The organism is Sphingomonas fuzhouensis, assembly GCF_034659795.1.
Classification (GTDB): domain Bacteria; phylum Pseudomonadota; class Alphaproteobacteria; order Sphingomonadales; family Sphingomonadaceae; genus Sphingomonas; species Sphingomonas fuzhouensis.
Map to the genome: position 1 here is coordinate 302,145 of NZ_JAXSQY010000005.1, position 21,352 is coordinate 323,496.

Genomic DNA, 21,352 nt, shown 5'->3' on the forward strand with positions numbered 1-21,352 from the left:
ATCGGGAAACAGCGGTCGGGACGGCGCGGGCTTTCCTTTCAATAACGGCCGTCTAGACGTGGGAGCACTCCCATTGGGATCGTGAAATGGGAAAGAAAACCCCTTCCCAAAACTCAGGTCCTATAGTCAACCGAGAGATGGTTGGCGTTGCTCTACGGGAAAGAAGTGCCCGCTAGGCTATCGCTGCGATCAGCTGGACAGGCCGTCTCCGAACACCCATTCGGCGAACAGCGGGCGCAAGTCTCGTCCGCTCGACGCTTCCATCGCCCGTTCCAGATCGACGCTGATAACCGTGCCGCCCACGTGGTCACGGGTGTAGCGACGTAAACCTTTCCAGAAAGCGTCTTCTCCGAGAGAAGACCGCAAGTGCGCCATGAACAGCGCGCCCTTGCTGTAATGGATCGCCCGCCGGACGCTTAAGGTCGGGTAGGCGCCATCCCAAGCCAGCGGCTTGTCGAAGCCCGCCGCCTGTACCCTTTCAACCCGGCGTCTCGCTAAGTCGAGTTCGGCTTCGTAGGCGGCACGACCGTAACGATGCTCCTTCCACGCGGCCGTCATGAAGGTTGTGATACCCTCGTTCAGCCAGAAGTCCTTGAGCATCTCGCAGGTGATGAGATTGCCCCACCATTGATGGGCAAGCTCATGCACGATCGCCCAGTCCTGCGAGGGGTCATCCGGCTTCGTCGGTAAGGCAGCCGCGCCCAGGACCGAGTAGGTCGCCGCTTCCTGCGCCTCGTTGCCCTCGACCAGAAGCTGGCTGTATTCGGCGACGGGAAGCGGCACGCCGGCCTTGCTAGAGAGAAAGGCGACCATGTCCCTCGTCCCTGCAAAGCGTCGCCTTAGTTCGTCCGCGGTCGCAAGGTCGCTCAGATAGACGAGTCTGCGCGGCCCCGACGCTTCGCTGACCCGCGTGAATGGTCCCACAGCAAACCCGTACAGGTATGCGGAATAGGGTCGGGGCGCCCGCCAGCGATGTATTTCGCTGCCGCCCGGTCCCCGCCGCTTCGCGATCATGTTGCCGACCGAGAGGCTGGTCATCCCGGCCGGAACGGTCAGATCGAGCGAGAAGGCCGCCTTCTCGCCGAACTTGTTCTGCGAACAGACCATCCAGTCGCACGCAAAGTAACTGGTGTAGAGAGTAGTCGCCGAGCCGGCGAAGCCGCGTGCGGGGCGGCCGTGATACGATACCTGGAGCGACACGCTGCGTCCGCGGCGGAGTGGTCGGGGCAGATCGAAGCCAAGCACATTGCCCTGCACGTTATGGACGAGCGACACGCCATCGAGGCTGGCACTGTCGATGGTAAGGGCATTTGCGGAGAAGCTCAGCCGCTGGACGCCGTCGATGGTCGCGCGCAACGTGATCGTCTCTCGACCAGCTATCGTCTTGGCCAAGATGTTCGGAGTAAGCGCTAGGCTGTAGCTCGTTACCTCGAAGCCATCGCCCGGCGTGGCGGTGGTCACCGGGATGCCCGGCGATGCCCCGACCAACAATGTTGCCATAAACATCCCGCGCATCATTGGCACCCTTAAGCATAATCCAGCTACGAGCCGGTTTTGAGGCGTAGCGATGATGGTCGAGACTAACGACGGTTAGTTGACCGCAACGCTCGATCCCAGATTGAGGGCGGCGCGGCAATCTCAACCTCCCGATTGGGAACGGCCGGGGAAGCGACCGGGGCATTCCCGTTAGGATGGTGAAGAGAGAAAGTGGTCATGTAGCGCAGGCTCAGACCCGTTGACGGGGCCCAGCCAGAAGATGCCGTCATAGCCTCCCTCGTTGGCCAATCCATCGGGTGTCCCGATCCTCATGAAGGAACGGCTTCCCAGCTTTGCCTCGCCGCGCGTTGGGCGACTGGCGCACTCGATCGCGTTGTCCGGGATAGGCTTACCGGGATCGATATTAACACCGGGCCGCATAATGCAATTCCACATCGTGCCGCCTGCCGTGACCATGTTCAGTGACACGATCTGCTCGGCAGGCGCCAGTTGCATCGCCATCGGCCGAAACGCATCCGTGCCGTCACCGACCGTATTCTTGCGAGCGTGCAGATTGCCGACGAGTACCAGCACCCGGTCGTAATGCCCGGCATTCGCGGCATCGCGGATGTTCTCGGCTTGCGCGGCCTCGTGCGGGCCTTGCGCGGGGAGGTTGGCAAACCGTCGACGCTGATCGTCATCGCGCATGCCGTTGAAGGCGACGATGGCGATCGGCTGGCCCATGGTTTTCAGGCGATGCAGGCGCAGGAGCAGCTCGAGCATGGCCCTGCTGGCCACACCATCCCGCCGCCCCGCCCAACCAACCTTGATGATGGCCGCACGGAACGCCGAATGGGGAAGGTGCCACGCTGCCTGAAACGTCTTGTCGTTCACCGCGCCGTGCTCGATCGCGACCAGGATGCGTTCACCCCGCCTCGCCAAAGCGCAGGTGACGTCCCCGACAAAGGCCGGCGATTCTCGCGTTCCATGCATCTCGCCGAAGATCACGAAGCGCGGGTGCCTTTTTGCGACCTCGGACCATCCCAAAGGCATATTGCAGCGCCTATCGTTCGTTACATCGGCCCGCACGGGACTTGAAAGTCCCACGATCGACGCGCCCATGACACCCACGGCCAAGGCTAAACGGCGTCGACCCCGGAAACTACCCGACCTCGCTCCACGAAGAGCGGATGCCAATGAGCTGCCGATACTGTCGAACACCGCCTGTGCCCCCGATCACTTTGATTTCGGCGCGTGCGCCAAATTACAACATCTTGATCTGCTTCAGCCAAAGCTCGACGAGTTCCGGCCACTTGCCGACCGGCTCCTGCGGATGACGCATCGCGAAGGCATGGCCGCCCTCGGCGAACAGGTGGACCTCGGTCGAGACGCCCGCCTTGTTCAGGGCGGTTGCGTACATCAGGCTGTTGCAGATCGCATCGGTTTCGTCGTTCCAAGCCTGAACGATGAAGGTCGGCGGTGCGACCTTGGTGACGGGCAGGGTGGGATCGAACGACCCGTCGTCGCGACAGATATGCCCCGGGTAGAGGGCGATCGCGAAATCCGGCCGGCTGCTGATCTTGTCGATCGCGTCGACCGGACGATAGGTCGGCTTGAGGATGTTGCTGGTCTGCGCGACAAGATAACCGCCTGCGGACATTCCCAGCACGCCGATGCGACTGGGATTGATACCCAGTTCCGTTGCTTTCGATCGAACCAGCCTGATCGTCCGCTGCGCATCCTGCAATGCGCGAGGGATTTTTGGCGTCACCTGGCGTTCGAGATCCGGATCCCAGAAATCGTTGCCGCCCGGCGCGCGGTATTTGGAGACGATGCAGGTGATCCCTTTTGCGACCAGCCAGTCGCAAACTTCCGTCCCCTCCAGTCCGACGAACACTTTTCGGAAGCCACCGCCGGGGAAGACGATAATGGCGGTCCCGGTATTCGCCCCCTTCGCGGGCATGACCGTCATCGTCGGGACGGAAATGTCGAGGACCACTTCCGACTTGCCGCCCGCAGAACCGGCATCGTCATAGACATCGACGCTTTCGGGCGGTTGGGGCCGGAAGGTGCCGTCGGGGGCCGGGCCGGGCCAGATGTTCATCTGGACCGATCCGGTCGGCTGCTGCCACACCCCTGCATAGTCCTCCGACTTTCCGTTTGTCGCAACGACAGATTTCTTGGCATCGACCGCTTGCGAGGCATCGCAGGCCGAATTGAGCAGGGTCAGGGCGAGCAACGCAGCAAACTGCTTCGGAATCCTCATATCGCGGTTCTTCCACCTGTTTTCGATGACGTGTTGAGCGGTGCCACCGACTATCGCGGCCAGCGGCGCAGCACCGCGGGGCCGATCTTTTGGACATCGTCGGTCATGATCCCGCCGTTGAACGCCTGCGGGATGGCGCCGAGCTGCGCAGGATGGGTCTTGTTCCGTTCTCAAAGGCCGTTTCCGCTATGGACCTGCAGTATTTCCGCGTGACCATAGCATTGTGACGTGCAGTCAGCATTGAGAATGCCAAAACGACTCCCGGCCCGCGCCGCATAGGGCGATAGGCTTCATTTTCCCGATAAGGAACCTGTGACGGGTATCCCGCCGCGCCGATCGGGCTGGCGGCGGCTTGCGGGACCCGCTTTCCCGAAATCTGTTCCCGAATGCATTTTCCCGAAACTACTGGGTCAAGACGGAGTAACGGGAAAGCCGCGACCCTCCCAAAGGGTTTGTTTCGGGAACGCGATCGACGCGGTGAGCGGCTATGATCGCCCATGGCGCGATCCGTCGATCAATCGCCGCGATGCCCCATACCCGGTCGTTCATGCGAGCGGATCGACGCTGACAGACGGTTGCCAACCCCAGAAACAGCCGAGCTTAAATTCTCCTTCAATATCAGGGGGCAACCGGGGCTCCCGGTTTCAATATGGATCGGCAAATTGATTCAATGGGTTACGTGTGATCCAGCGCCCCTCGCTGTCCCCGCGGGATGCCCAAAAGCAGCACAGCCATGACACACGCTGCCCCGGCGGCAAGGACCGAGGGGCGAACGCCAAGACGGACCGCCGAACGGTCGAGCATCACTTCTCCTCGACCGATGGCGTTGACCACTCGCGGCACAAGCTGCGTGTCGATGAAGAATTTGGGGGTCGAAGGGCCCGTCGTCTTTTTCAGCATATAGTCGCGACCGACCGTCATGGCATTTCTCCTTTTTAAATCCGTATCTTAGATCAGATTTGGGATAACCGCCGCCGCCACAGGGTTAACGACAGGACCCGGCGAATGTTTCGTACGGAAACGCCCGCCGCCCCGGCCGGAGATGCCCGATGAAAGCCACTTACAAGCCGTATCGCCTCCCCTCCGGCGGATGGGGATCGGCGCGATCGGTCGGCAATATCCTGCGCCGGGAGGGCGTGCTTGGCAGCGCCAGCATCGCGCTCTCGCGGCACAACAAGGTCGATGGCTATCAATGCAACAGCTGCGCCTGGGTAAAACCCGCCACGCCGCTCCCCTTTGAGTTCTGCGAGAACGGGGTGAAGGCGGTGGCGTGGGAACTGACCGCGCATCGCTGCACACCCGCCTTTTTCGCCGAACACACGGTCAACGAGTTGCTGGCGTGGGACGACTATCATCTGGAACAGCCAGGCCGCCTGACCCATCCGCTGCGCTACGACGCCGCGATCGACAAATATGTGCCGGTATCCTGGGGCCATGCCATCGCGGAGATCGCCCGCGAACTGCGCGCCGTGGACGACAAGCAGCACGGCACCGTCTTCTACAGCTCCGGCCGGTTGTCGAATGAAGGCAGCTACCTCTATCAGCTGTTCGCCCGGCTCTACGGCAACAACAACCTGCCCGACAGTTCGAACATGTGCCACGAGACGACCTCGGTCGCCCTGCCCGCCAGCATCGGCCAGGGCGTCGGCACGGTCGATCTGGGGGACTTTGCGAACACCGACTGCCTAATGTTCTTCGGTCAGAATCCGGGCAGCAATTCGCCGCGCATGCTGCACCCGCTTCAGGAGGCCAGCCAGCGCGGGGTGCCGATCATCACCTTCAATCCGCTGCGCGAACGCGGATTGGAGCGGTTCCTGAACCCCCAGTCGCCGACCGAGATGCTGACCGGCAACGATACGCGGATCAGTTCGGACTATCATCAGGTCAAGAATGGCGGCGATCTGGCTGCGATCGCGGGTATCTGCAAGGCGGTGCTGACGCTGCACGACGACGCCTTGGCGGCGGGCGAGCCGCCGATCCTCGACCTCCCCTTTATCGACGCGCATACGCATGGGTTCGAGCGTTTCGCCGACTGGCTGCGAGCACAGGATTGGGACGAGTTGGAGCGGCGTTCGGGGCTGCACCGTGCCGACCTCGAAGCGACGGCACAGATTTATGCGCGTGCAGCTTCGACCATCGGCATTTACGGCATGGGCCTGACGCAGCACCGTGCGGGGGTCGAGACGGTGCAGATGCTGGTCAACCTGCTCCTGATGCGCGGCAATATCGGGCGACCCGGCGCGGGCATCTGTCCCGTGCGCGGCCACAGCAACGTCCAGGGCCAACGGACGGTCGGGATCACGGAAAAGCCCGAGCTTTTTCCGCTCGACCAGCTGGGTGAGCAATTCGGCTTCGAGCCGCCGCGCGAGGCGGGGTACAATACGGTCGAGGCCTGCGAGGCGATCCTCGAAGGCCAGGTGAAGGCGTTCTTCATGCTGGGCGGCAATTTCGCCCGCGCTATCCCCGACCAAGGGCAGATGGAGCCCGCCTGGCGCCGGATGCGGCTGACCGTCAACGTCCTGACCAAGCTCAACCGCACCGCGCTGCTCCCCGGCGAGATCAGTTATATCCTGCCGGTCATCGGGCGGCTGGAGATCGATGAGACGGCGGCCGGGCAGCAGGCCTTGTCGATGGAGGACACCTCCGGCTGCGTCCATGGCAATCGCGGACTTCGCACGCCCGCTTCGCCGCATCTCATCAGCGAGATACGGCTGCTGTGCGAACTCGCCAAACAGGTGTTCGAGCCCAATCCCAAGGTGCGGTGGGACGATTATATGACCGACTATGCCGCAATCCGGCAGGAGATCGCCCACACCCTGCCCGACAATTTCCACGACTATGAGACGCGCATGTGGGAACCCGGCGGCTTCCAGCGCGATCTGCCCGCCAAAAGGCGCGAATGGCAAACTGATACCGGCCGCGCCAATTTCGTGACGCCGCTGGCGCTGGACGAGGATCTCGACATGCCGGACGTCGGGCATGACGTGCTGCGGCTGATGACCCTGCGCAGCAACGACCAGTTCAACACTACGGTCTATGGCTATAACGATCGCTTCCGGGGAATCGACGGCATCCGCAACGTCGTGCTGATGAACCGCTCCGACATCGAGCGCCGGGGTCTGAAGGTCGGGCAGGCGGTGACGTTGCGCACCGTCTCCGATGACGGGGTCGACCGGCATCTGTCGGGAATGATCGTCGTCGCCTATGACATTCCGGTCGGATGCATCGGCGGCTATTACCCCGAGTGCAACGTCCTGATGCCGGTCTGGCATTATGCGGTGGGCAGCAAGACGCCCGCTGCCAAGTCCATCCCTGTGACGGTGACGAGCGACGGCGACGTGATCCTGGAGCCAGGGATGGAGGATCATTCGACCGCATGACGGGCGCGAGCAGGCTTTCGACGATCGGTTGTCAATCCAGGGTATAGAGATAGGCCGCGATCGCACGCGCTTCCGTTTCGCTCAGCCCCTGTTCCGGCATACCCGTGCCGGGGCGCATCTTCTGGGGGTGCATCAGCCAGCGCGTCATCGTGCCGGGATCGTTGGGCCAGGCGCCCGCGATATGCGCGCGGGTGGCGATCCGGGACAAGGATGGCCCTACCCTGCCCGACGCGCCTGTGATCCCGGCAATATCATGACAGCCGCCGCAACCGCGCCGCACGATGGCGGCACGCCCCCGATCGACCCGACCGCCCGTGATCGCCTCGGCATAGGTCCGCGTCTTTGCGCGGGTCTCGGCATAGAGAGTGATCCCTGCGATGACCGCCACGAGCATCGCGAGCCCGAACAACGCGGCGAGCCACATCAGTGTCGCGGGCACCGGGCGTCTAGGCATGGGCGGTCCTCAGCAGACGTCGCATGACGAACAACGCCGCCACCGCATGGACGACACCGCCGGGCACCCACATCAGCAGGCCTGCCAGTTGCTGGTCCTCGGCGGGTGTCAGGTCGAACGGCGCAAGGCCCAGCCGTGCATAACCGACATACCAGGGGCTCGTCGCAAAGGCCATCAACGCCCCCAGCGCGCCCGAGACGATCGAGGTCGCGACCAAGCACAGGGCGGCGGTTCCGGCAGCGACGTGGCGGCTCAGCATCGCGTTCCAGAAGAACAGCGCGCTGACCAGAAACGACAGGTGCTGCGCCGCGTGCCAGCCTTCATGGGCGAGCGCCAGGTCGAACAGGACGGGCGCATGCCACAACCACAAAGCCGTCGCCTGAACCAGCGTCGCCGTCACGGGTGCCGAAACCATGCGCCACGGCACCGCGATGACGGGCGCCATGACCAGCGAACCGATGGCGCGCCGCCCGGCCGCCGGGAAAGCCCAGAGCATCACGGGCAAAGGCTCGGCCAGTACCAGCAACGGCGCGGCGACCAGCATGATCAGTTCATGCTCGAACATATGTGCCGCGAAGGATCGCTCCCCCGCTTCATGGAGCGGTGAGACGAGCGCGATGCCGAGGATCAACCACCCCGTTGCAAAGAGCCGTGCCCGCCGCCTCCATGGCGCCCTGCCCCGGCCTGAACGCCGCGCCAGCCGCCGCCACCCGATCGCGAACAGCAGCAGCGCGAACAGCAGTGGCACGACGATCCAGGGATCGAGGGTCCAGCCGGGCGGCTCGTCATGGGGCTGCCCGATGTCATGCGCCCAGGCCGGGGCGGCCAGGAACGCCAGCGCGGCCATGGCTTTCACGCGACGCATGGCGGAATCCAGAGAAGGGCGAGCGTCTGGAACAGGATTGCGAGCGCGAAGAAGCCAGCCACCAGCATGGCGGACCGTGCCAGCCAGACGTCCGAAAGCGGGCTCCGCCGCGTCCGATACGGCCAACCGAACCACAGGGCGCCAAGGCACAGGGCAAGGCTGATGACACCCCAGCCGATCCCCAGGCCCGAGCGCGTGCAATCGCCGTGCAGCACCGCCGACAGCCCCTGTTCGAACGCGAACCAGATGATCGGCGGCAGGACGAGCGCGGCCCAGGCGCGGGCGCGGATTCTCATAGCGCCCTCGGCGCCCAATAGATCAGCGCATAAAGCGGTAGCCAGGTCAGGACAACGAAGGTCCAGTAATTGGCGCTGTCCTCCACGTCGGAGAATTGGTCGTCGCCGATCTCATGGGTGAACAGCCAGACCGCCTGGACCGCGCATTCGGCCCATTCGGTCACGATATGCGTCGTATGCAGCACCAGCAGCAGCCACAGGACCGAGCCATAGCCGTCCCGGTCCCACCGCACCCCCAGATGGGCGAACTCCGCCCCGCGCAGCGCCATCAGGATCAGGCCGATCAGGACCAGCCCTGCCATGCCCCAGCGCACCGCCGCCGCCTTTTTGGCGCGGGCGCAACGCAGCACCCAGAGGTTCGGCACCGTGCTGAGCGCCAGCGCGGCTGTGAAGACCCCGCTCCACAACAGGCCGGGCAGCGCATCACCGGCTGGTGGCCAGACGGGGCTTTGCGTCATCAGATAGAGATAGGCCGCCGCCGCCAGCGCGAAGCCCGTCCCTTCGATGACCATGAAACCGATATTGCCCCACCAGACGAGGTGCCGCGCGCCGATGGCACCCGACGGCAGGCTCGACAGGTCAGCGACGACCTCGAACGGGTGTGGGGGCGAGGCGGTCATCGACGAGTCCTTCGCGGGCGCTCGGGCCAGAACCAGCCGGTCAGGGCCGCGCCGATCGGCACCGCACCGACCACGATCGCCCAAGGGGTGAAGATGCTGGCGATGAACATCACGCTGACCGCCAGCGCGGACAGAAGCGGCCAGATCGAGGGCGACGCGCTTTTCTGGCGATAGAGCGGATCGGCATCGGTGACGGAGGTGATCAGCACCTCGCGCCGCTCGATCGCGACGCCGTCCGCGACGCGCAACGGAGCGCCGCCGTTCCACATCGGCGTCAGGCTGTCGACCATCGGCGTATAGGCGAGATTCCACGACGGCGCGGGCGCCTCGCCCGCCCATTCCAGCGTCGAGCCGCCCCATGGGTCCGGCCCGGACGGCGCACCCCGCCAGTAGCAGACCATCGCATTGGCGACGAACACCAGACCGCCCGCCACCGCAATCACGCTGCCCAGGGTGGCGACCTGGTTCAGCCCTTCCCACCCCATGCCCGCCGGATAGGTATAGACCCGGCGCGGCATTCCCAGCAGGCCGAGCAGATGCATCGGGAAGAAGCCCAGATTGAACCCGCCGACGATCAGCGCAAAGGCGATCCGCCCCCAGCGCTCCGACATCATCCGGCCCGTCGCCTTGGGATACCAGTAGCAGAACGCCCCGAAGAGCGGGAACATCGCGCCGCCGACCAGCACATAATGGAAATGCGCGACGATGAAGTAGCTGTCGGTCAGTTGCAGGTCGAGCGCCGCCGACGCGGTCATCACTCCCGACAGCCCGCCAATGACGAAGGTCGTGACGAAGCCGATCACCCACAGCATCGGCGTCGCCAGCCAGGGCCGTCCGCTCCACATCGTGGCGATCCAGCAAAAAATCTGCAGCCCGGCGGGCAACGCGATCGCCATGCTGGCGGCAGTGTAGAAATTGTTGCCGAGACGCGGGAGCCCGACCGCAAACATGTGGTGCACCCACAGACCGAAAGCGAGCGCGCCGATCGACAGGATCGCCAGCACGATCACCGAATGACCAAAGAGCGGGCGGCGCGAAAACGTTTCGACGATCGCAGAGACGAAGCCGGTTGCGGGCACGAAGATGATGTACACCTCCGGATGGCCGAAGAACCAGAAGAGGTGCTGGAACAGCAGCACGTCTCCGCCCCCGGCGGGTGAGAAGAAATGGGTCGAGACCAGCCGGTCGGCGATCAGCATCGACGTCACCAGCATGATCGCGGGCATCGACAGGATCGTCATGATCGACGCGACGAGCATCGCCCACAGAAAGACCGGCATCCGCGCCAGTGTCATGCCGGGCGGTCGCATCTTCAGGATCGTCGCCGCAACGTTGACCGAGGCGGCGAGCGCCGCGACCTCGGTGAAGGTGATCATCTGGGCCCAGATATCGGCGCGGTGGCCGGGGGCATAGGCAGGGCCGCTGAGCGGGGGATATTCGAACCAGCCCAGATCGGGGGTGATGTCCAATGCATGGCTGATCCACAGCGTCAGCACTCCGCCCAGATACAGCCAATAGCTGAACGCCCCCAGACGCGGAAACGCCATGTTCCGCTGCCCCAGCATCAACGGGACCAGCCAGAAGGCCATGGCTTCCATGACCGGCACCGAGACGAGGAACAGCATCGTCGACCCGTGCAGCGAGAAGCTCTCATTATAGAGCTGCGGCCCCATGCGGACATTTTCGGGCGTCGACAGCTGCCACCGCATGTCGAGCGCCAACATGCCCGCCAGGAACATCAGGAGCAGCGCGGTGACGATATAGCGCGCCGCGATCCGCTTGTGATCGACCGTCACCAGAAAGCCCCACAGCCCCGGCGGGTCGCGCCAGGTCAGCGACAGCCGGTCCAGCCGCGTCTGGTCCGGCCTCATCGCAAGCGCTCCAGATAGGTGGCGAGCGCATCGGCATCGGGCCCCGACAATGGCACGCTCGGCATCGCGGTGCCGGGCTTCAAGGCCTGGGGCTGGGCGATCCAACCCTGAAGATTACCCCGCGTCATGGTCAGCGTGCCCGCCGCGATCGAGCGGCGCGCCGCGACATGGGTCAGGTCCGGCCCCGCCCGCCCCGACGCGCCTGTTCCGCGTATGGTATGACAGGCGGCACACGGCCCCGCGAAGACCGCCGCCCCGCGCGACGCGATGGCGGCGGCCGGTCGCGCCTGCGTCGCCAGCCAGGCGTCGAACGCGGCTGCGCTCTCCACCTTCACGTCGAGCGCCATATGTGCGTGCTGGGTCCCGCAGAATTCGGCGCACTGGCCGCGAAACCAGCCGATCCGGCGCGGCGTCAGGTCCAGGATGTTGCGGCGCCCGGGAATCATGTCGAGCTTGCCCGCGACATTGGGCACCCAGAAGCTGTGGATCACATCCGCCGAGCCCAGCGCGAGCCGCGTCGTCCGACCGCGTGGCAGGTGAAGCTCGTTGGCGGTCTCGATCCATCGGCCGGTGGCGGGGTCGCGATATTCGATTCGCCACCACCATTGGTGTCCGGTCACGCGCACGATCATCGCACCGTGTCGCCGTGAGGAGAACACCGCGCGGTCCGCGACGAAGCTGCCGATGATGAGGACGGTGAGACCGACAACGATCACGATGGCCGCCACCCACAGGCCCCGCTCGGGCACCACCGCCGCCTCACTCGTGGAACGGGCGCGCCACAGGCTCCAGCTCAATCCGCCGAGAACCAGCATATAGATGACGCCGCACACCCCCATCATCAGGAGGAACAGGCTGTGCAACGCCGCCGCCTGGTCGCCGCCCGGCGCCAGCGGCGACTGAATGCCCTGACACCCGGCAAGTGACAGCAGCGCGCCCGTCACGATGATCCGCATCATTGCGGCCCCGACCATGCCGCCCCCTGGGGCTCCGCCTGCTGGTCGAGCGCCTGCCGCCGTCGCTTCTCAGGCGTGTGGCGCTCCAGATCGCGGACATAGGCGGTCAACTGCCAGAGCGGCTCCACGGGAATGCGCGTCGCATAGGCTCGGTCGCCATGACCATGAGCGATCGATGTGAAGACTGCGGCAAAGCCCCCGCCCCGCCTCCATCGCCCATCGGTCAGGTCGCGCGCACCCGGCGCGTCGTCGCCATGGCATCCGGCGCAACCATAATAGAGGAAATACCGGCCGCCCTGCGCAACCTGCCCAAAATTATCCTGATAATAAGCGATGCGCGGGTCCCGCTCACCGATGGGTGCGGTTTGCGGCACGGTCGGACCGATCTCCCGCGCCTCGTTGCTGCACCCGCAAAGCAGCATAGCGAGGATGGCGGACGGTGCCCGTCGCATATCAGTAGCGGACATGGCTGGATGCGCACTGGATCAGGCTGGCATCGCTCCCCTGATTTCGCCTTTCCGCCACACCGCACTCCAACAAAACGCTGGATATCTTTAGACAGAAATGGAAATTATTCGATGATACATGTCAATATGCTGCATCACCAATCGCAAGCATAAGTGATCACTTTATGTCGCGATATATCTTCCATGGCTAGCCCTTGTATTTTACCCCATCCAGCAATTCGAAATCCAGATCAGTGATGCGTGATAATCTGTTGGTATATTTGACATCGGAACGCCGTTCTCTCGTTTCCGTTATTCCTCTGCCGAAGCGAGGAGCGCATGATGAAAGCAGTCGTCTGGCACGGGATCGGCGATATCCGGATTGATGCGGTGTCCGAACCCCGTATTCAGGAACCAACCGACGCCGTCGTTCGCCTGACCACATCGGCGATTGTGGCACCGATCTGCATTTCGTTCGTGGCACATTTGCAGGGATGCGGGCTGGCACGATCCTTGGCCATGAAGGCGTCGGCGTGATCGAGGCATTGGGCGATCTGGTGCGCGGGTTCGAGGTCGGCGACCGTGTCGTGATCTGCTCGACCATGTCCTGTGGCCATTGTTCCTATTGCCGCGCTGGATATTATGCTCAATGCGACACGGCCAATCCCGGCGGCAAGCGGGCAGGCACTGCCTTTTTCGGCGGGCCAGAGGCGGCGGGCGGCATTGACGGACTACAGGCGGAGAAAGCACGTATCCCCTTTGCCGCGATGACCATGGTCAAGCTGCCCGACGAGGTCGCCGACGAGCAGGCGATCATGATCTCCGATATCTTTCCGACCGGCTGGTTCGGCGCCGACATCGCGGAGATCGAGGAAGGCCATAGCGTCGTCGTCTTCGGCTCCGGTCCCGTGGGACAGTTTGCGATCGCCAGCGCGAAGCTGATGGGAGCAGGGCGGATCATTGCGGTGGACTCCAAGCCAGAACGCTTGGCCATCGCCCGGCGACAGGGCGCGGAGACGATCAATTTCGAGGAAGAAGACCCGATCGAGACGATCCTGGCCTTGACCGGCGGCATCGGCGTCGACCGGGCGATCGATGCGGTTGGCGTCGAGGCCGAACATGCCCATTACGGCCCCGCCGCACAGGAGACCGAAACCGGGAATGACGCCGAACAGGTTGAAAAGATCGTCCCTGACCATCGGGATACGCCGCCCTTCGCCCCCGGCGACGCGCCTACCCAAGCGCTGCGTTGGGCCGTGGAGGCGCTCGCCAAGGCGGGCACGCTGTCGATCATTGGCGTCTATCCCCCGACGGTCGAGGCCTTCCCGATCGGTCAGGCGATGAACAAGAACCTGACGATCCGCATGGGCAACTGCAACCACCGCAAATATGTGCCACATCTGATCGACCTAGTTCGCGCGGGAGTGATCGATGCGGTCGCGCTGTTGACGCAGGAACAGGGGTTGAGCGACGCAATCACCGCCTATGAGACCTTCGACGCACGCCAGCCCGGCTGGCTGAAGGTCGCACTCGAACCAGCTGACTGAGCCATCGCGGGACCTGAGTTGAGATCCGTCTGCTCGTGACCCGGAAATGGTTGTTCATATGGTTTTCGGGTGTCCTGGGCGGATTCTTTCTGCTGCTTGGTCTGGTCTTTATCCTCACGCCGAAGGCGGGTGCTGCGATCCATGGCGTAGCGGGTGATGGTCCGGGCATGCTGCTCTACGTCCGTGCCGTAGGCTTTCGTGATCTGGCCTTGTCAGCCTATCTGATCGGGTTGGCTTATGCGGGTTCGGTGCGGGGGTTGACGATCCTTGGCGCCGCGACGGTCGTCATTCCGATAAGCGATACGGCGTTGCTGATCCTCTCACCGTGCAGCCCTGGGCTTCACTATGTACTGCATGCGAGCAGTGCGCTGTGCCTCGCGGCGATGGCAATTTTGGGACGCGACCTCATGAGAACAGCCTCAACCGGAACGACAACCACTTGAAATCTTCGTATTTTTCTAATTTCAAATGAGGTCGGCATGGCAAGGGATCGAACGGGAAAACGTGTTGTCATAACCGGTGCTTCCAGCGGCATCGGCGCGGCCACGGCCATTGCATTCGCCAAGGGCGGCGCGCGGCTGATGCTGGCCGCGCGAGGCCAAGCGGGGCTTGATGATATCGCCGCGAAATGCCGTGCCGCGGGCGGGCAGGCCGATATCCGGGCCCTCGACGTAACCGACGCCCCGGCCGTGGCCGAATTCGCGGCCGAGGCAGCCGAGACGCTTCGAGGGATTGACGTCTGGTTCAGCAATGTCGGCGTCGGGGTCGTCGGGCGGTATGAGGACGTGCCGATCACGGACCATATGCAGGTCGTCGCTTCCAACCTGGTCGGCCATATGAACGACGCGCACGCGGTGCTGCCAATCTTCCTGGCACAGAATTATGGCATCTTCATCAACATGATTTCGGTCGGGGGCTTCGTTGCAACACCCTATGCGGCCGCCTATTCGGCCAGCAAGTTCGGGCTGCGAGGGTTCAGCCAGGCGTTGCGCGCCGAACTGTCAAAGCACCCGCGCATCCACGTCTGCGACGTCTACCCGACCTTTGTCGACACACCCGGCATCGATCACGCCGGAAACTACACGGGTGCGAAGCTGTCACTACCCCCCGGTTCGCTGGCGCCGGAAACCGTGGCATAGGCGGTCGTGCGGCTTGCCGATCACCCCCGCAATACGACCGCGATCGGTGCCCCCGCGATCGCCCTCAAGCTAAATCAGTTGCTCATTCCCAATCTGGCGGCTGGGCTCATGAACGGCTTCATGGACAATTGGGGCCGCAAAGCCGATTCTGGTGAGGACAGTAACGGCGCGCTGTTCGAGCCACCCACGAGCGCCAGCGGTATCGATGGCGGGCGGCGGCCCCCCGCACGGCGACGGAAAGTCGGTATCATGGGGGTGGGCGCCGTGCTCGGCGGCCTCGCCGTGATCGGCGTATTTGCGATGCGAAACAAATAGCCTCGCCACCCGCCATATCGATGCCCAACGCGATCGGCGCATGGGATGATCGAACGCGGGGGACATCACCTATCCGAAACCAGGAGGAACTGATGGCCGACGACAAAAACAAGCAGGGCCAGCAAGGCCGTAGCAGGGTCGCTGGCAAAGACCCCTATGAAGTCGCGTATTTCGCCTCAAAGCACGGCATGTCTCAGGGGCAGGCGCGCGAATTGATCGACCGTATCGGGGATGATCGTGCTGAGTTGGACGCTGCGGCCGAAAAACTGACGGGTCGACGCGGCGCTGGATGAGGACTTGGCCGGTCGCTTGGATATTCCTAGCGGCCGCAGCCATTTTTGGACGCGTATCTCCTGATCGCCATGACATCCGGCCCCCACGCGTTGCTCGCCACCTTGGACCCGCCGCCCTCAAGGATCGATCGTGCGTCAGATCGCACGCGCAGACATTCGCCTCTCGCAGGTGCGCCGCGCGATTGCGATGATCCGCGATCGTTTCGATCAGCCGATCCGTAGCGAGTCGTTGGTAGAGGAGGAAGGAATGAGCCCTGCCTCGTTTCATCGTCATTTCCGTACAGTCACTGCGATGAGTCCACTGCAGTATCAGAAAAGCCTGCGACTTCAGGAAGCCCGCAGGCTGATCATCGCGGGTCGAGACGTCGTAGCTGCCGGCTATGCAGTTGGCTATGAAAGCGCATCGCAATTCAGCCGTGAATATACCCTGGCTATTCGGCCTGCCGCCCTCACACGACGTGAAGGAACGGACGCCGAGTATCACGAGCCAAGGCACGCGAGCGGCGTAAGTCAATGAGACCCACAATTAGCCATTTAAAGAAAAATTTGACAGTCCCGATATCAGTCGCTCGTTCAGCTTGGCTAAGGGAGCTACCAAGTGGTCCCGCAAAGCGTTTGAGCCACCGTACTGCATGTTTGCCGACCAATGAAGGCTCGGTAATTCGAAGATCGCGTCCACGGCTCGATATGCGCACTTGGACGATAGTCACGTTCTGCAACTAGCTGAGCGCTTAGGCAACCTCCTCAAATCACAAGCGACACCCACCGAACGATAGCAAGTTGATCGAGCGATCCCCTGGATCAGTTCCTTCGATCATGCTTCCGCGCGCTGCGCGCTCCTCTTACTTTGCTACGTTGCTCCGATTTCAAACGACCACCTTTATACCCGCGCTGCTCACGAAGCGGAAGGTTCCACTCTCCTGTAGAAGCAAACAAGAGCATGCGCTCTCTAGCTGCCGCTACCATTGGAGCCGACACTGTCTTCTCCAGCTGAGACAGCTTGTCGTAATAACCCGGCGCAAGCTCCTTAGCTTCATCGACCTGTCCGTGTGCAAGAAGCGCACCAATGTGGCCATTGCAAAGAGTTACGATGGGGTACTGATCTGTCCTCGTTTCATGCCTTGCATCCTGAGAAAGTAAAGTTGCAACCGCATTGCCAATGAGAGCCTTAGTCTTTGCGTCGTAAATACGACGGCCCCTCGCCATCTTCAGCTGCATATCAGCGAGGGCATGAGACGCGAATAGATTATCCGGATAGGCGCGAATTGATTTCGTTAGAAGGTCTACTGCCTCCTCATCTTTTCCAAGACGGCCCATAAACAGCCCATACTGAAGCCAGAAGTGACCATCCAATTGGAACGCGATCTCGTGCTCACTGTAATGACCAATTCCAAGAGACTCCGATTGAAACCTCTTTGCATTTTCAAAAACATAATCATGATTCAAAAGGAACCTAAACAACGCCGCGTCCTGCCGATTAACATATTTAATGATTGGCGTTTCGTACTTTACGTAGGTCTTTAATATCCGCGAAAGACATCCAAAAAACTCATTGCCTGGTGTAAGCACCTCCAGAATGTGACGCACATAGAGTTCATGGCGAGCAAATAGCCTTCCACCGCCAGCATCCGCGACGATGCCACTCAGCGCTGCGAGGGCTTGATCGAAGGACCGCTGCGAGGCACCCTGCTCGTAGGCCTCCCGAGCCATTGCCTCACTCATTCCGACGCGCGCGATTGTGGCTATACCGACCATCACGAGCAATCGCTTTGTTTCGCCGTCAGGAAGATTATCAAACTCACTGGATATTGTGTCAGTAAAGTTCGTCGAGTCGGTCGCCTCGCGTAGGGCAATCAAAAGCTGACTTTTTGAGCTAGCGAACTTCGCTTTACGCTGTGCGTCGGTCATCCGTCTAAAGTTGGGAGCCGGTACGTACTCGACGAGACGCCTTATCAGAGGATCAAAGTCCGCTTTGACAAACCTCTGGAACTCATGAACAATTGCGACATCCTCAAGATAACGTGATAGGTGCTCGTTCCACTCGCCACTTCGGGCTGTACCTACCACTAGAACATCTTGCCCAAACAGAGACTCGAGATCGGTCCGCAAGGACCCGCCAAATATGAAAAGATCGCCTACGTGAACTATTGCCTTCCGCGACTCGACTCGCCTAAGAACGGAAAATGCGTTTCGGACAGACTTCGTCTCATGACTGAGATCGTAGAGAGCCACTTCTTCATTCTCTGCGGCGATTCGCAGCAGAGACATCATCGTCGCCGTAGATTTACCACTGCCTGCTTGACCTAAGGCCACCACTAGCTCCGCACTATTTTCCAGTGCTGACTCGATTGTGCGCCTAAGGCCGCTAATCCCATCGAGATCAACCGGAATGTCGGAGGCGGCGATGGTCCAAGACGGGGGAAACCCCTGTAGGAACTGCCTTGCGAGTTGGACCTTCTGAGCCTCACCAAGCTGTCTAGCGAGGTTTAGTTGCTCAGAGGGGTAAATTGGCTTGAGTGACTGCGCCGCCTCCAAGTCCATTGGAGTAAGACTTGCAAGCGCATCTGGCGAGTAGTGGTTCGAGGATGCAACAATATCTCTGGGAAGAAGCCCCCGTGGAAAATGGCGGTAAAGCCAGCTTGTAAATGTTTCAAGTGTTCCCTTGATGTGAACAATCCCGCGAGCCTTCAATCCGGCCTGACGAATAGGACTGAGGTCGTCCGGTGTCACCAAGTACGCGCGACCAGACGCTAGCTCACCCTCACGTTTCGCACGCTCAAGCTCCGCGGTAAGGATCGGCTCATTCATCGATGATCCGATAAATACCGGCGTATACGTCAGGTAATCCTTAGCTGCTTCTTGATACCAGAAGTGGCGGTCGCTTTTAATCTGCCTGGCATAGTCGACCTCTGTCATAATTAGGCCGTGTTCAGGCCGGGATATCTGGCCATGAAGATAGACTATTTGCAAACGTTGAGGGCCGGAAGGTTCTGCCGCCCTGTCCGCCAATCCATTGAATGTCGAGGTTGTTTGTACTCGATATCCTCCTAGGTTATCGAGGGCGTCGTCGATGTTCCAGGTATAAAGGCGCTTCCAGCTGTACCTGAAAAGTTGCGTGAGTTCTTGGGATGGCTCTACCCCCTTGTACTCCGCCTCTAGAACGGCTCTGATACCAAGATCACCCAAGAGTGGCTGAACAGCAGCGAGTACTTCCGTCAGCGGCTCACCATCATACGGTAAGGCCGCTTTCGCGGCCAATATGGCGGCAAGCTGGCCGCCGTTAGGAACTGGCCCTTTCCCGCTACGACTGGACATGGAAGCGCCTGCCCCGAGCACGATGACGGCACGCCCCTCCCGCATCGACGTGAGCAGGTAGGCCTCATCGTGATCAGTCATGCTTGTGCTAGGCATCTACCTTCCCCCCAATGCCTTATCTTGCCTGAGATTACGGTCAGCGCAAGACGCTCCCGCTTCATTCCGTCCGTCCCTTCGAGGGGCCGGTTTCTAGTTCCAACTGGATGAAGAAACGGGGGGGGCACGTCACGAAAAATCAACATATTTCTGATCCCCGAGGTCAGCCATTTGCTCTCAGAAGCGATTACAACACCAATGGATGGGTGTCCAAAGCTGGCGGCAGGCGTGGTCGCCGTGACGATCTGCTGTGGGTCGGCTTGCAGCGATTGTGGCCGCGGATCATGCCTGGATATTGAACAAGACCGAAGCACGGCTTGTTTCGGTAGAACGTTCACCGACCATCCGCCTAATCAAGGCATTTGCTGTCTTCGAACCTACCCACCTCATTCAGCCCAACCACCGCGCCAAGCCTCCATAGCATCGCGGTACCTTCTCTCTTGGTCCGCGCGCGCCTTCTCAAGCCGTTGACGCTCTCGATCATGATCGTCTTCCAAGGCTTGGCGTTCCTTTCGGAGCGCTGCCTCGCGGGCGACCAGATCACGCCGCATCGTATCGTATCGTTGCTCGGCTTCCTCGATTAATTGTACCGCCTGATCGAATTTTGACCGAGACGGGCGAGGCTTTGGCTTTGTGGATCGGGGCTTCGCCTTAGGCAGATAGGCATCCGTCTTTTTCGTCGGCTCGAGTTTCGGGTTCGCTGTTGAGCTGGCCCCCGTTTTGACCGGACGGATTCAAGCCTAAGAAGGAGGCTTGGGGCTATCCCCTGAGCATAGGCTTATGTCCGTGTCCGAGATCATCACCGACGGCGGTCGGCGTCGTCACTGGGGTTCCACCGAGAAGCTGAGGATCGTTGAGGAAACGCTCGATGGTCGCGAGAGCATATCGGTGGTGGCGCGCCGCAATGGCGTGGCCCCGAACCTGCTGTACCGCTGGCGGCGGCTGATGCTGGAAGGCGGAAGCGTCGCGATCGTCGGCGACGATGACGTAACCAGCAACCGTCAGGTCCGTGAGATGGAAGCCCGCATCCGCGAACTGGAGCGCCAGCTCGGCCGCAAGACGCTGGAGGTCGAGATACTGAAGGAGGCGCTGGAGCGCTCGCGCCCAAAAAAAGCGAGCTTGCTCATGCACTCGCCGCTGCCGGAGACTATCCGGTGAGCCTGGTCGCCAGCACGCTCGGCGTCGGACGCTCGACGGTGTACGACCGCCTGACCGGCAGCACCAAGACGCGCGGGCCATACACGAAGGCCGACGACGCGGACCTGTTGCCCCGCATTCGCCAGATCGCCGCGCAGCGGCCAACATACGGCTACCGCCGCATCGCGGCGGTCCTCAATCGACAGCAGCGCGCCGAAGGACTGGTGCCGGTCAACCACAAACGCGTCTACCGCATCATGGCAGCCAACCGCCTGCTGCTGGCGCGGCGCTATACCGAGCGAACCGATTACGGTCATGACGGCGTCGTGGTGGCGATCCGCTCGAACCTGCGCTGGTGCTCGGACGGGTTCGAGTTCACCTGCTGGAACGGCGAGGTCGTGCGCGGCGCCTTTATCATCGACGCCCACGACCGCGAGATCATCGCCTGGCACGCCGTCACCAATGCCGGCATCAGCGGTTCGGACGTGCGCGACATCATGCTGGAAGCCGTGGAGGCCCGCTTCGGCGGTATGCGCACGGTCGCGCCGGTTGAGATGCTGTCCGATAACGGCTCGGCCTATACCGCCCGCGAAACGCGGACCTTTGCCCGGCAACTCGGGCTCAAACCCTGCTTCACCCCTGTCCGCAGCCCGCAATCCAACGGCATCTCCGAAGCCTTCGTGCATACCCTCAAACGCGATTACGTCCGCGTCTCGTCGCTACCCGATGCACTCACCGCGTTGACATCGCTTGCCGGATGGATCGAAGACTACAACGACAACCACCCTCATTCAGGGCTCAAAATGCGTTCCCCGCGCGAGCATCGCGCAATGGTTTCTGCAACCGCTTGAATCCGTCCGGCCAAACGGGGGCCAGATCA

General features: G+C 62.0%; 21 protein-coding genes. 9 read left to right on the forward strand and 12 right to left on the reverse strand.

Going from position 1 to position 21,352, the window contains the following annotated elements; translation table 11 throughout:
* Nucleotides 1-189: 189 nt before the first annotated feature.
* From U1H82_RS13035 to U1H82_RS13050, 4 genes are all read right to left on the reverse strand, one after another.
* The gene (locus U1H82_RS13035; protein WP_322965371.1) at nt 190-1,515 is read right to left on the reverse strand and encodes a M1 family metallopeptidase; all 1,326 of its coding nucleotides are present in this window, start codon (nt 1,513-1,515) and stop codon (nt 190-192) included.
* Between the two features lie 171 nt (nt 1,516-1,686).
* Nucleotides 1,687-2,529 carry a hypothetical protein gene (locus tag U1H82_RS13040; RefSeq protein ID WP_322965372.1) on the reverse strand — a complete coding sequence of 281 codons (843 nt, stop codon included), beginning with the start codon at nt 2,527-2,529 and terminating at the stop codon, nt 1,687-1,689.
* A gap of 211 nt (nt 2,530-2,740) precedes the next feature.
* The gene (locus tag U1H82_RS13045) at nt 2,741-3,916 is read right to left on the reverse strand and encodes an alpha/beta hydrolase (RefSeq protein ID WP_322965373.1); all 1,176 of its coding nucleotides are present in this window, start codon (nt 3,914-3,916) and stop codon (nt 2,741-2,743) included.
* Between the two features lie 501 nt (nt 3,917-4,417).
* Nucleotides 4,418-4,663: a hypothetical protein gene (locus U1H82_RS13050; protein ID WP_322965374.1), complete on the reverse strand. Its 246-nt coding sequence runs from the start codon at nt 4,661-4,663 to the stop codon at nt 4,418-4,420.
* A 128-nt stretch (nt 4,664-4,791) separates the two neighbouring features.
* On the opposite strand from U1H82_RS13050, the gene U1H82_RS13055 reads away from it, so the two are divergent.
* Entirely contained in the window at nt 4,792-7,122 is a 2,331-nt protein-coding gene (locus tag U1H82_RS13055) for an FdhF/YdeP family oxidoreductase (RefSeq protein WP_322965375.1), read from the forward strand.
* 31 nt (nt 7,123-7,153) lie between these two features.
* On the opposite strand, the gene U1H82_RS13060 is transcribed toward U1H82_RS13055, so the two are convergent.
* The 7 genes from U1H82_RS13060 to U1H82_RS13090 are packed head-to-tail and all read right to left on the reverse strand — an operon-like array spanning nt 7,154 to nt 12,651.
* Nucleotides 7,154-7,576, reverse strand: coding sequence for a c-type cytochrome (locus U1H82_RS13060; RefSeq protein WP_322965376.1), 423 nt, complete (start codon nt 7,574-7,576; stop codon nt 7,154-7,156).
* Nucleotides 7,569-8,441 carry a cytochrome c oxidase assembly protein gene (locus U1H82_RS13065; protein ID WP_322965377.1) on the reverse strand — a complete coding sequence of 291 codons (873 nt, stop codon included), beginning with the start codon at nt 8,439-8,441 and terminating at the stop codon, nt 7,569-7,571. The genes U1H82_RS13060 and U1H82_RS13065 overlap by 8 nt, the downstream gene beginning before the upstream one ends.
* The gene (locus U1H82_RS13070; protein ID WP_322965378.1) at nt 8,429-8,737 is read right to left on the reverse strand and encodes a hypothetical protein; all 309 of its coding nucleotides are present in this window, start codon (nt 8,735-8,737) and stop codon (nt 8,429-8,431) included. The genes U1H82_RS13065 and U1H82_RS13070 overlap by 13 nt, the downstream gene beginning before the upstream one ends.
* Nucleotides 8,734-9,357, reverse strand: coding sequence for a cytochrome c oxidase subunit 3 (locus U1H82_RS13075; RefSeq protein ID WP_322965379.1), 624 nt, complete (start codon nt 9,355-9,357; stop codon nt 8,734-8,736). The genes U1H82_RS13070 and U1H82_RS13075 overlap by 4 nt, the downstream gene beginning before the upstream one ends.
* Nucleotides 9,354-11,228 carry a cbb3-type cytochrome c oxidase subunit I gene (locus U1H82_RS13080; RefSeq protein WP_322965380.1) on the reverse strand — a complete coding sequence of 625 codons (1,875 nt, stop codon included), beginning with the start codon at nt 11,226-11,228 and terminating at the stop codon, nt 9,354-9,356. Before U1H82_RS13080 ends, U1H82_RS13075 begins: the two co-directional genes overlap by 4 nt.
* On the reverse strand, nt 11,225-12,202 hold the full coding sequence (locus tag U1H82_RS13085; RefSeq protein ID WP_322965381.1) for a cytochrome c oxidase subunit II: 978 nt from the start codon (nt 12,200-12,202) through the stop codon (nt 11,225-11,227). Before U1H82_RS13085 ends, U1H82_RS13080 begins: the two co-directional genes overlap by 4 nt.
* On the reverse strand, nt 12,184-12,651 hold the full coding sequence (locus U1H82_RS13090; protein WP_322965382.1) for a hypothetical protein: 468 nt from the start codon (nt 12,649-12,651) through the stop codon (nt 12,184-12,186). The genes U1H82_RS13085 and U1H82_RS13090 overlap by 19 nt, the downstream gene beginning before the upstream one ends.
* Before the next feature lie 318 nt (nt 12,652-12,969).
* Here U1H82_RS13090 and U1H82_RS13095 point away from each other — a divergent pair, with 318 nt between their 5' ends.
* The 7 genes from U1H82_RS13095 to U1H82_RS13125 all read left to right on the forward strand — a co-directional run bounded on the left by U1H82_RS13095 (nt 12,970) and on the right by U1H82_RS13125 (nt 16,441).
* On the forward strand, nt 12,970-13,167 hold the full coding sequence (locus U1H82_RS13095) for a hypothetical protein (RefSeq protein WP_322965383.1): 198 nt from the start codon (nt 12,970-12,972) through the stop codon (nt 13,165-13,167).
* Nucleotides 13,125-14,177 carry a zinc-binding dehydrogenase gene (locus tag U1H82_RS13100; protein WP_322965384.1) on the forward strand — a complete coding sequence of 351 codons (1,053 nt, stop codon included), beginning with the start codon at nt 13,125-13,127 and terminating at the stop codon, nt 14,175-14,177. The genes U1H82_RS13095 and U1H82_RS13100 overlap by 43 nt, the downstream gene beginning before the upstream one ends.
* A 35-nt stretch (nt 14,178-14,212) precedes the next feature.
* Nucleotides 14,213-14,620 (forward strand): DUF4267 domain-containing protein, encoded by a 408-nt coding sequence (locus U1H82_RS13105; protein ID WP_322965385.1) that lies wholly within the window; start codon nt 14,213-14,215, stop codon nt 14,618-14,620.
* A gap of 36 nt (nt 14,621-14,656) precedes the next feature.
* Nucleotides 14,657-15,316 (forward strand): SDR family oxidoreductase, encoded by a 660-nt coding sequence (locus U1H82_RS13110; protein ID WP_322965386.1) that lies wholly within the window; start codon nt 14,657-14,659, stop codon nt 15,314-15,316.
* 6 nt (nt 15,317-15,322) lie between these two features.
* A complete protein-coding gene (locus U1H82_RS13115; protein WP_322965387.1) occupies nt 15,323-15,631 on the forward strand; it encodes a hypothetical protein in 309 nt (102 codons plus the stop codon).
* A 92-nt stretch (nt 15,632-15,723) separates the two neighbouring features.
* Nucleotides 15,724-15,924: a DUF3606 domain-containing protein gene (locus tag U1H82_RS13120; protein WP_322965388.1), complete on the forward strand. Its 201-nt coding sequence runs from the start codon at nt 15,724-15,726 to the stop codon at nt 15,922-15,924.
* A gap of 130 nt (nt 15,925-16,054) precedes the next feature.
* Entirely contained in the window at nt 16,055-16,441 is a 387-nt protein-coding gene (locus U1H82_RS13125; RefSeq protein ID WP_322965389.1) for a helix-turn-helix domain-containing protein, read from the forward strand.
* A 284-nt stretch (nt 16,442-16,725) separates the two neighbouring features.
* Here the strand turns inward: U1H82_RS13125 and U1H82_RS13130 are convergent, their stop codons facing one another.
* Entirely contained in the window at nt 16,726-19,320 is a 2,595-nt protein-coding gene (locus tag U1H82_RS13130; RefSeq protein WP_322965390.1) for a P-loop NTPase, read from the reverse strand.
* Nucleotides 19,321-20,115: 795 nt separating this feature from the next.
* On the opposite strand from U1H82_RS13130, the gene U1H82_RS13135 reads away from it, so the two are divergent.
* Nucleotides 20,116-21,323 (forward strand): IS3 family transposase gene (locus U1H82_RS13135; protein WP_322962882.1). Its coding sequence is split into 2 segments (ribosomal slippage): nt 20,116-20,440 and nt 20,440-21,323, totalling 1,209 coding nucleotides; the frame shifts between segments, so codons are not numbered across the junction.
* Nucleotides 21,324-21,352 lie beyond the last annotated feature (29 nt).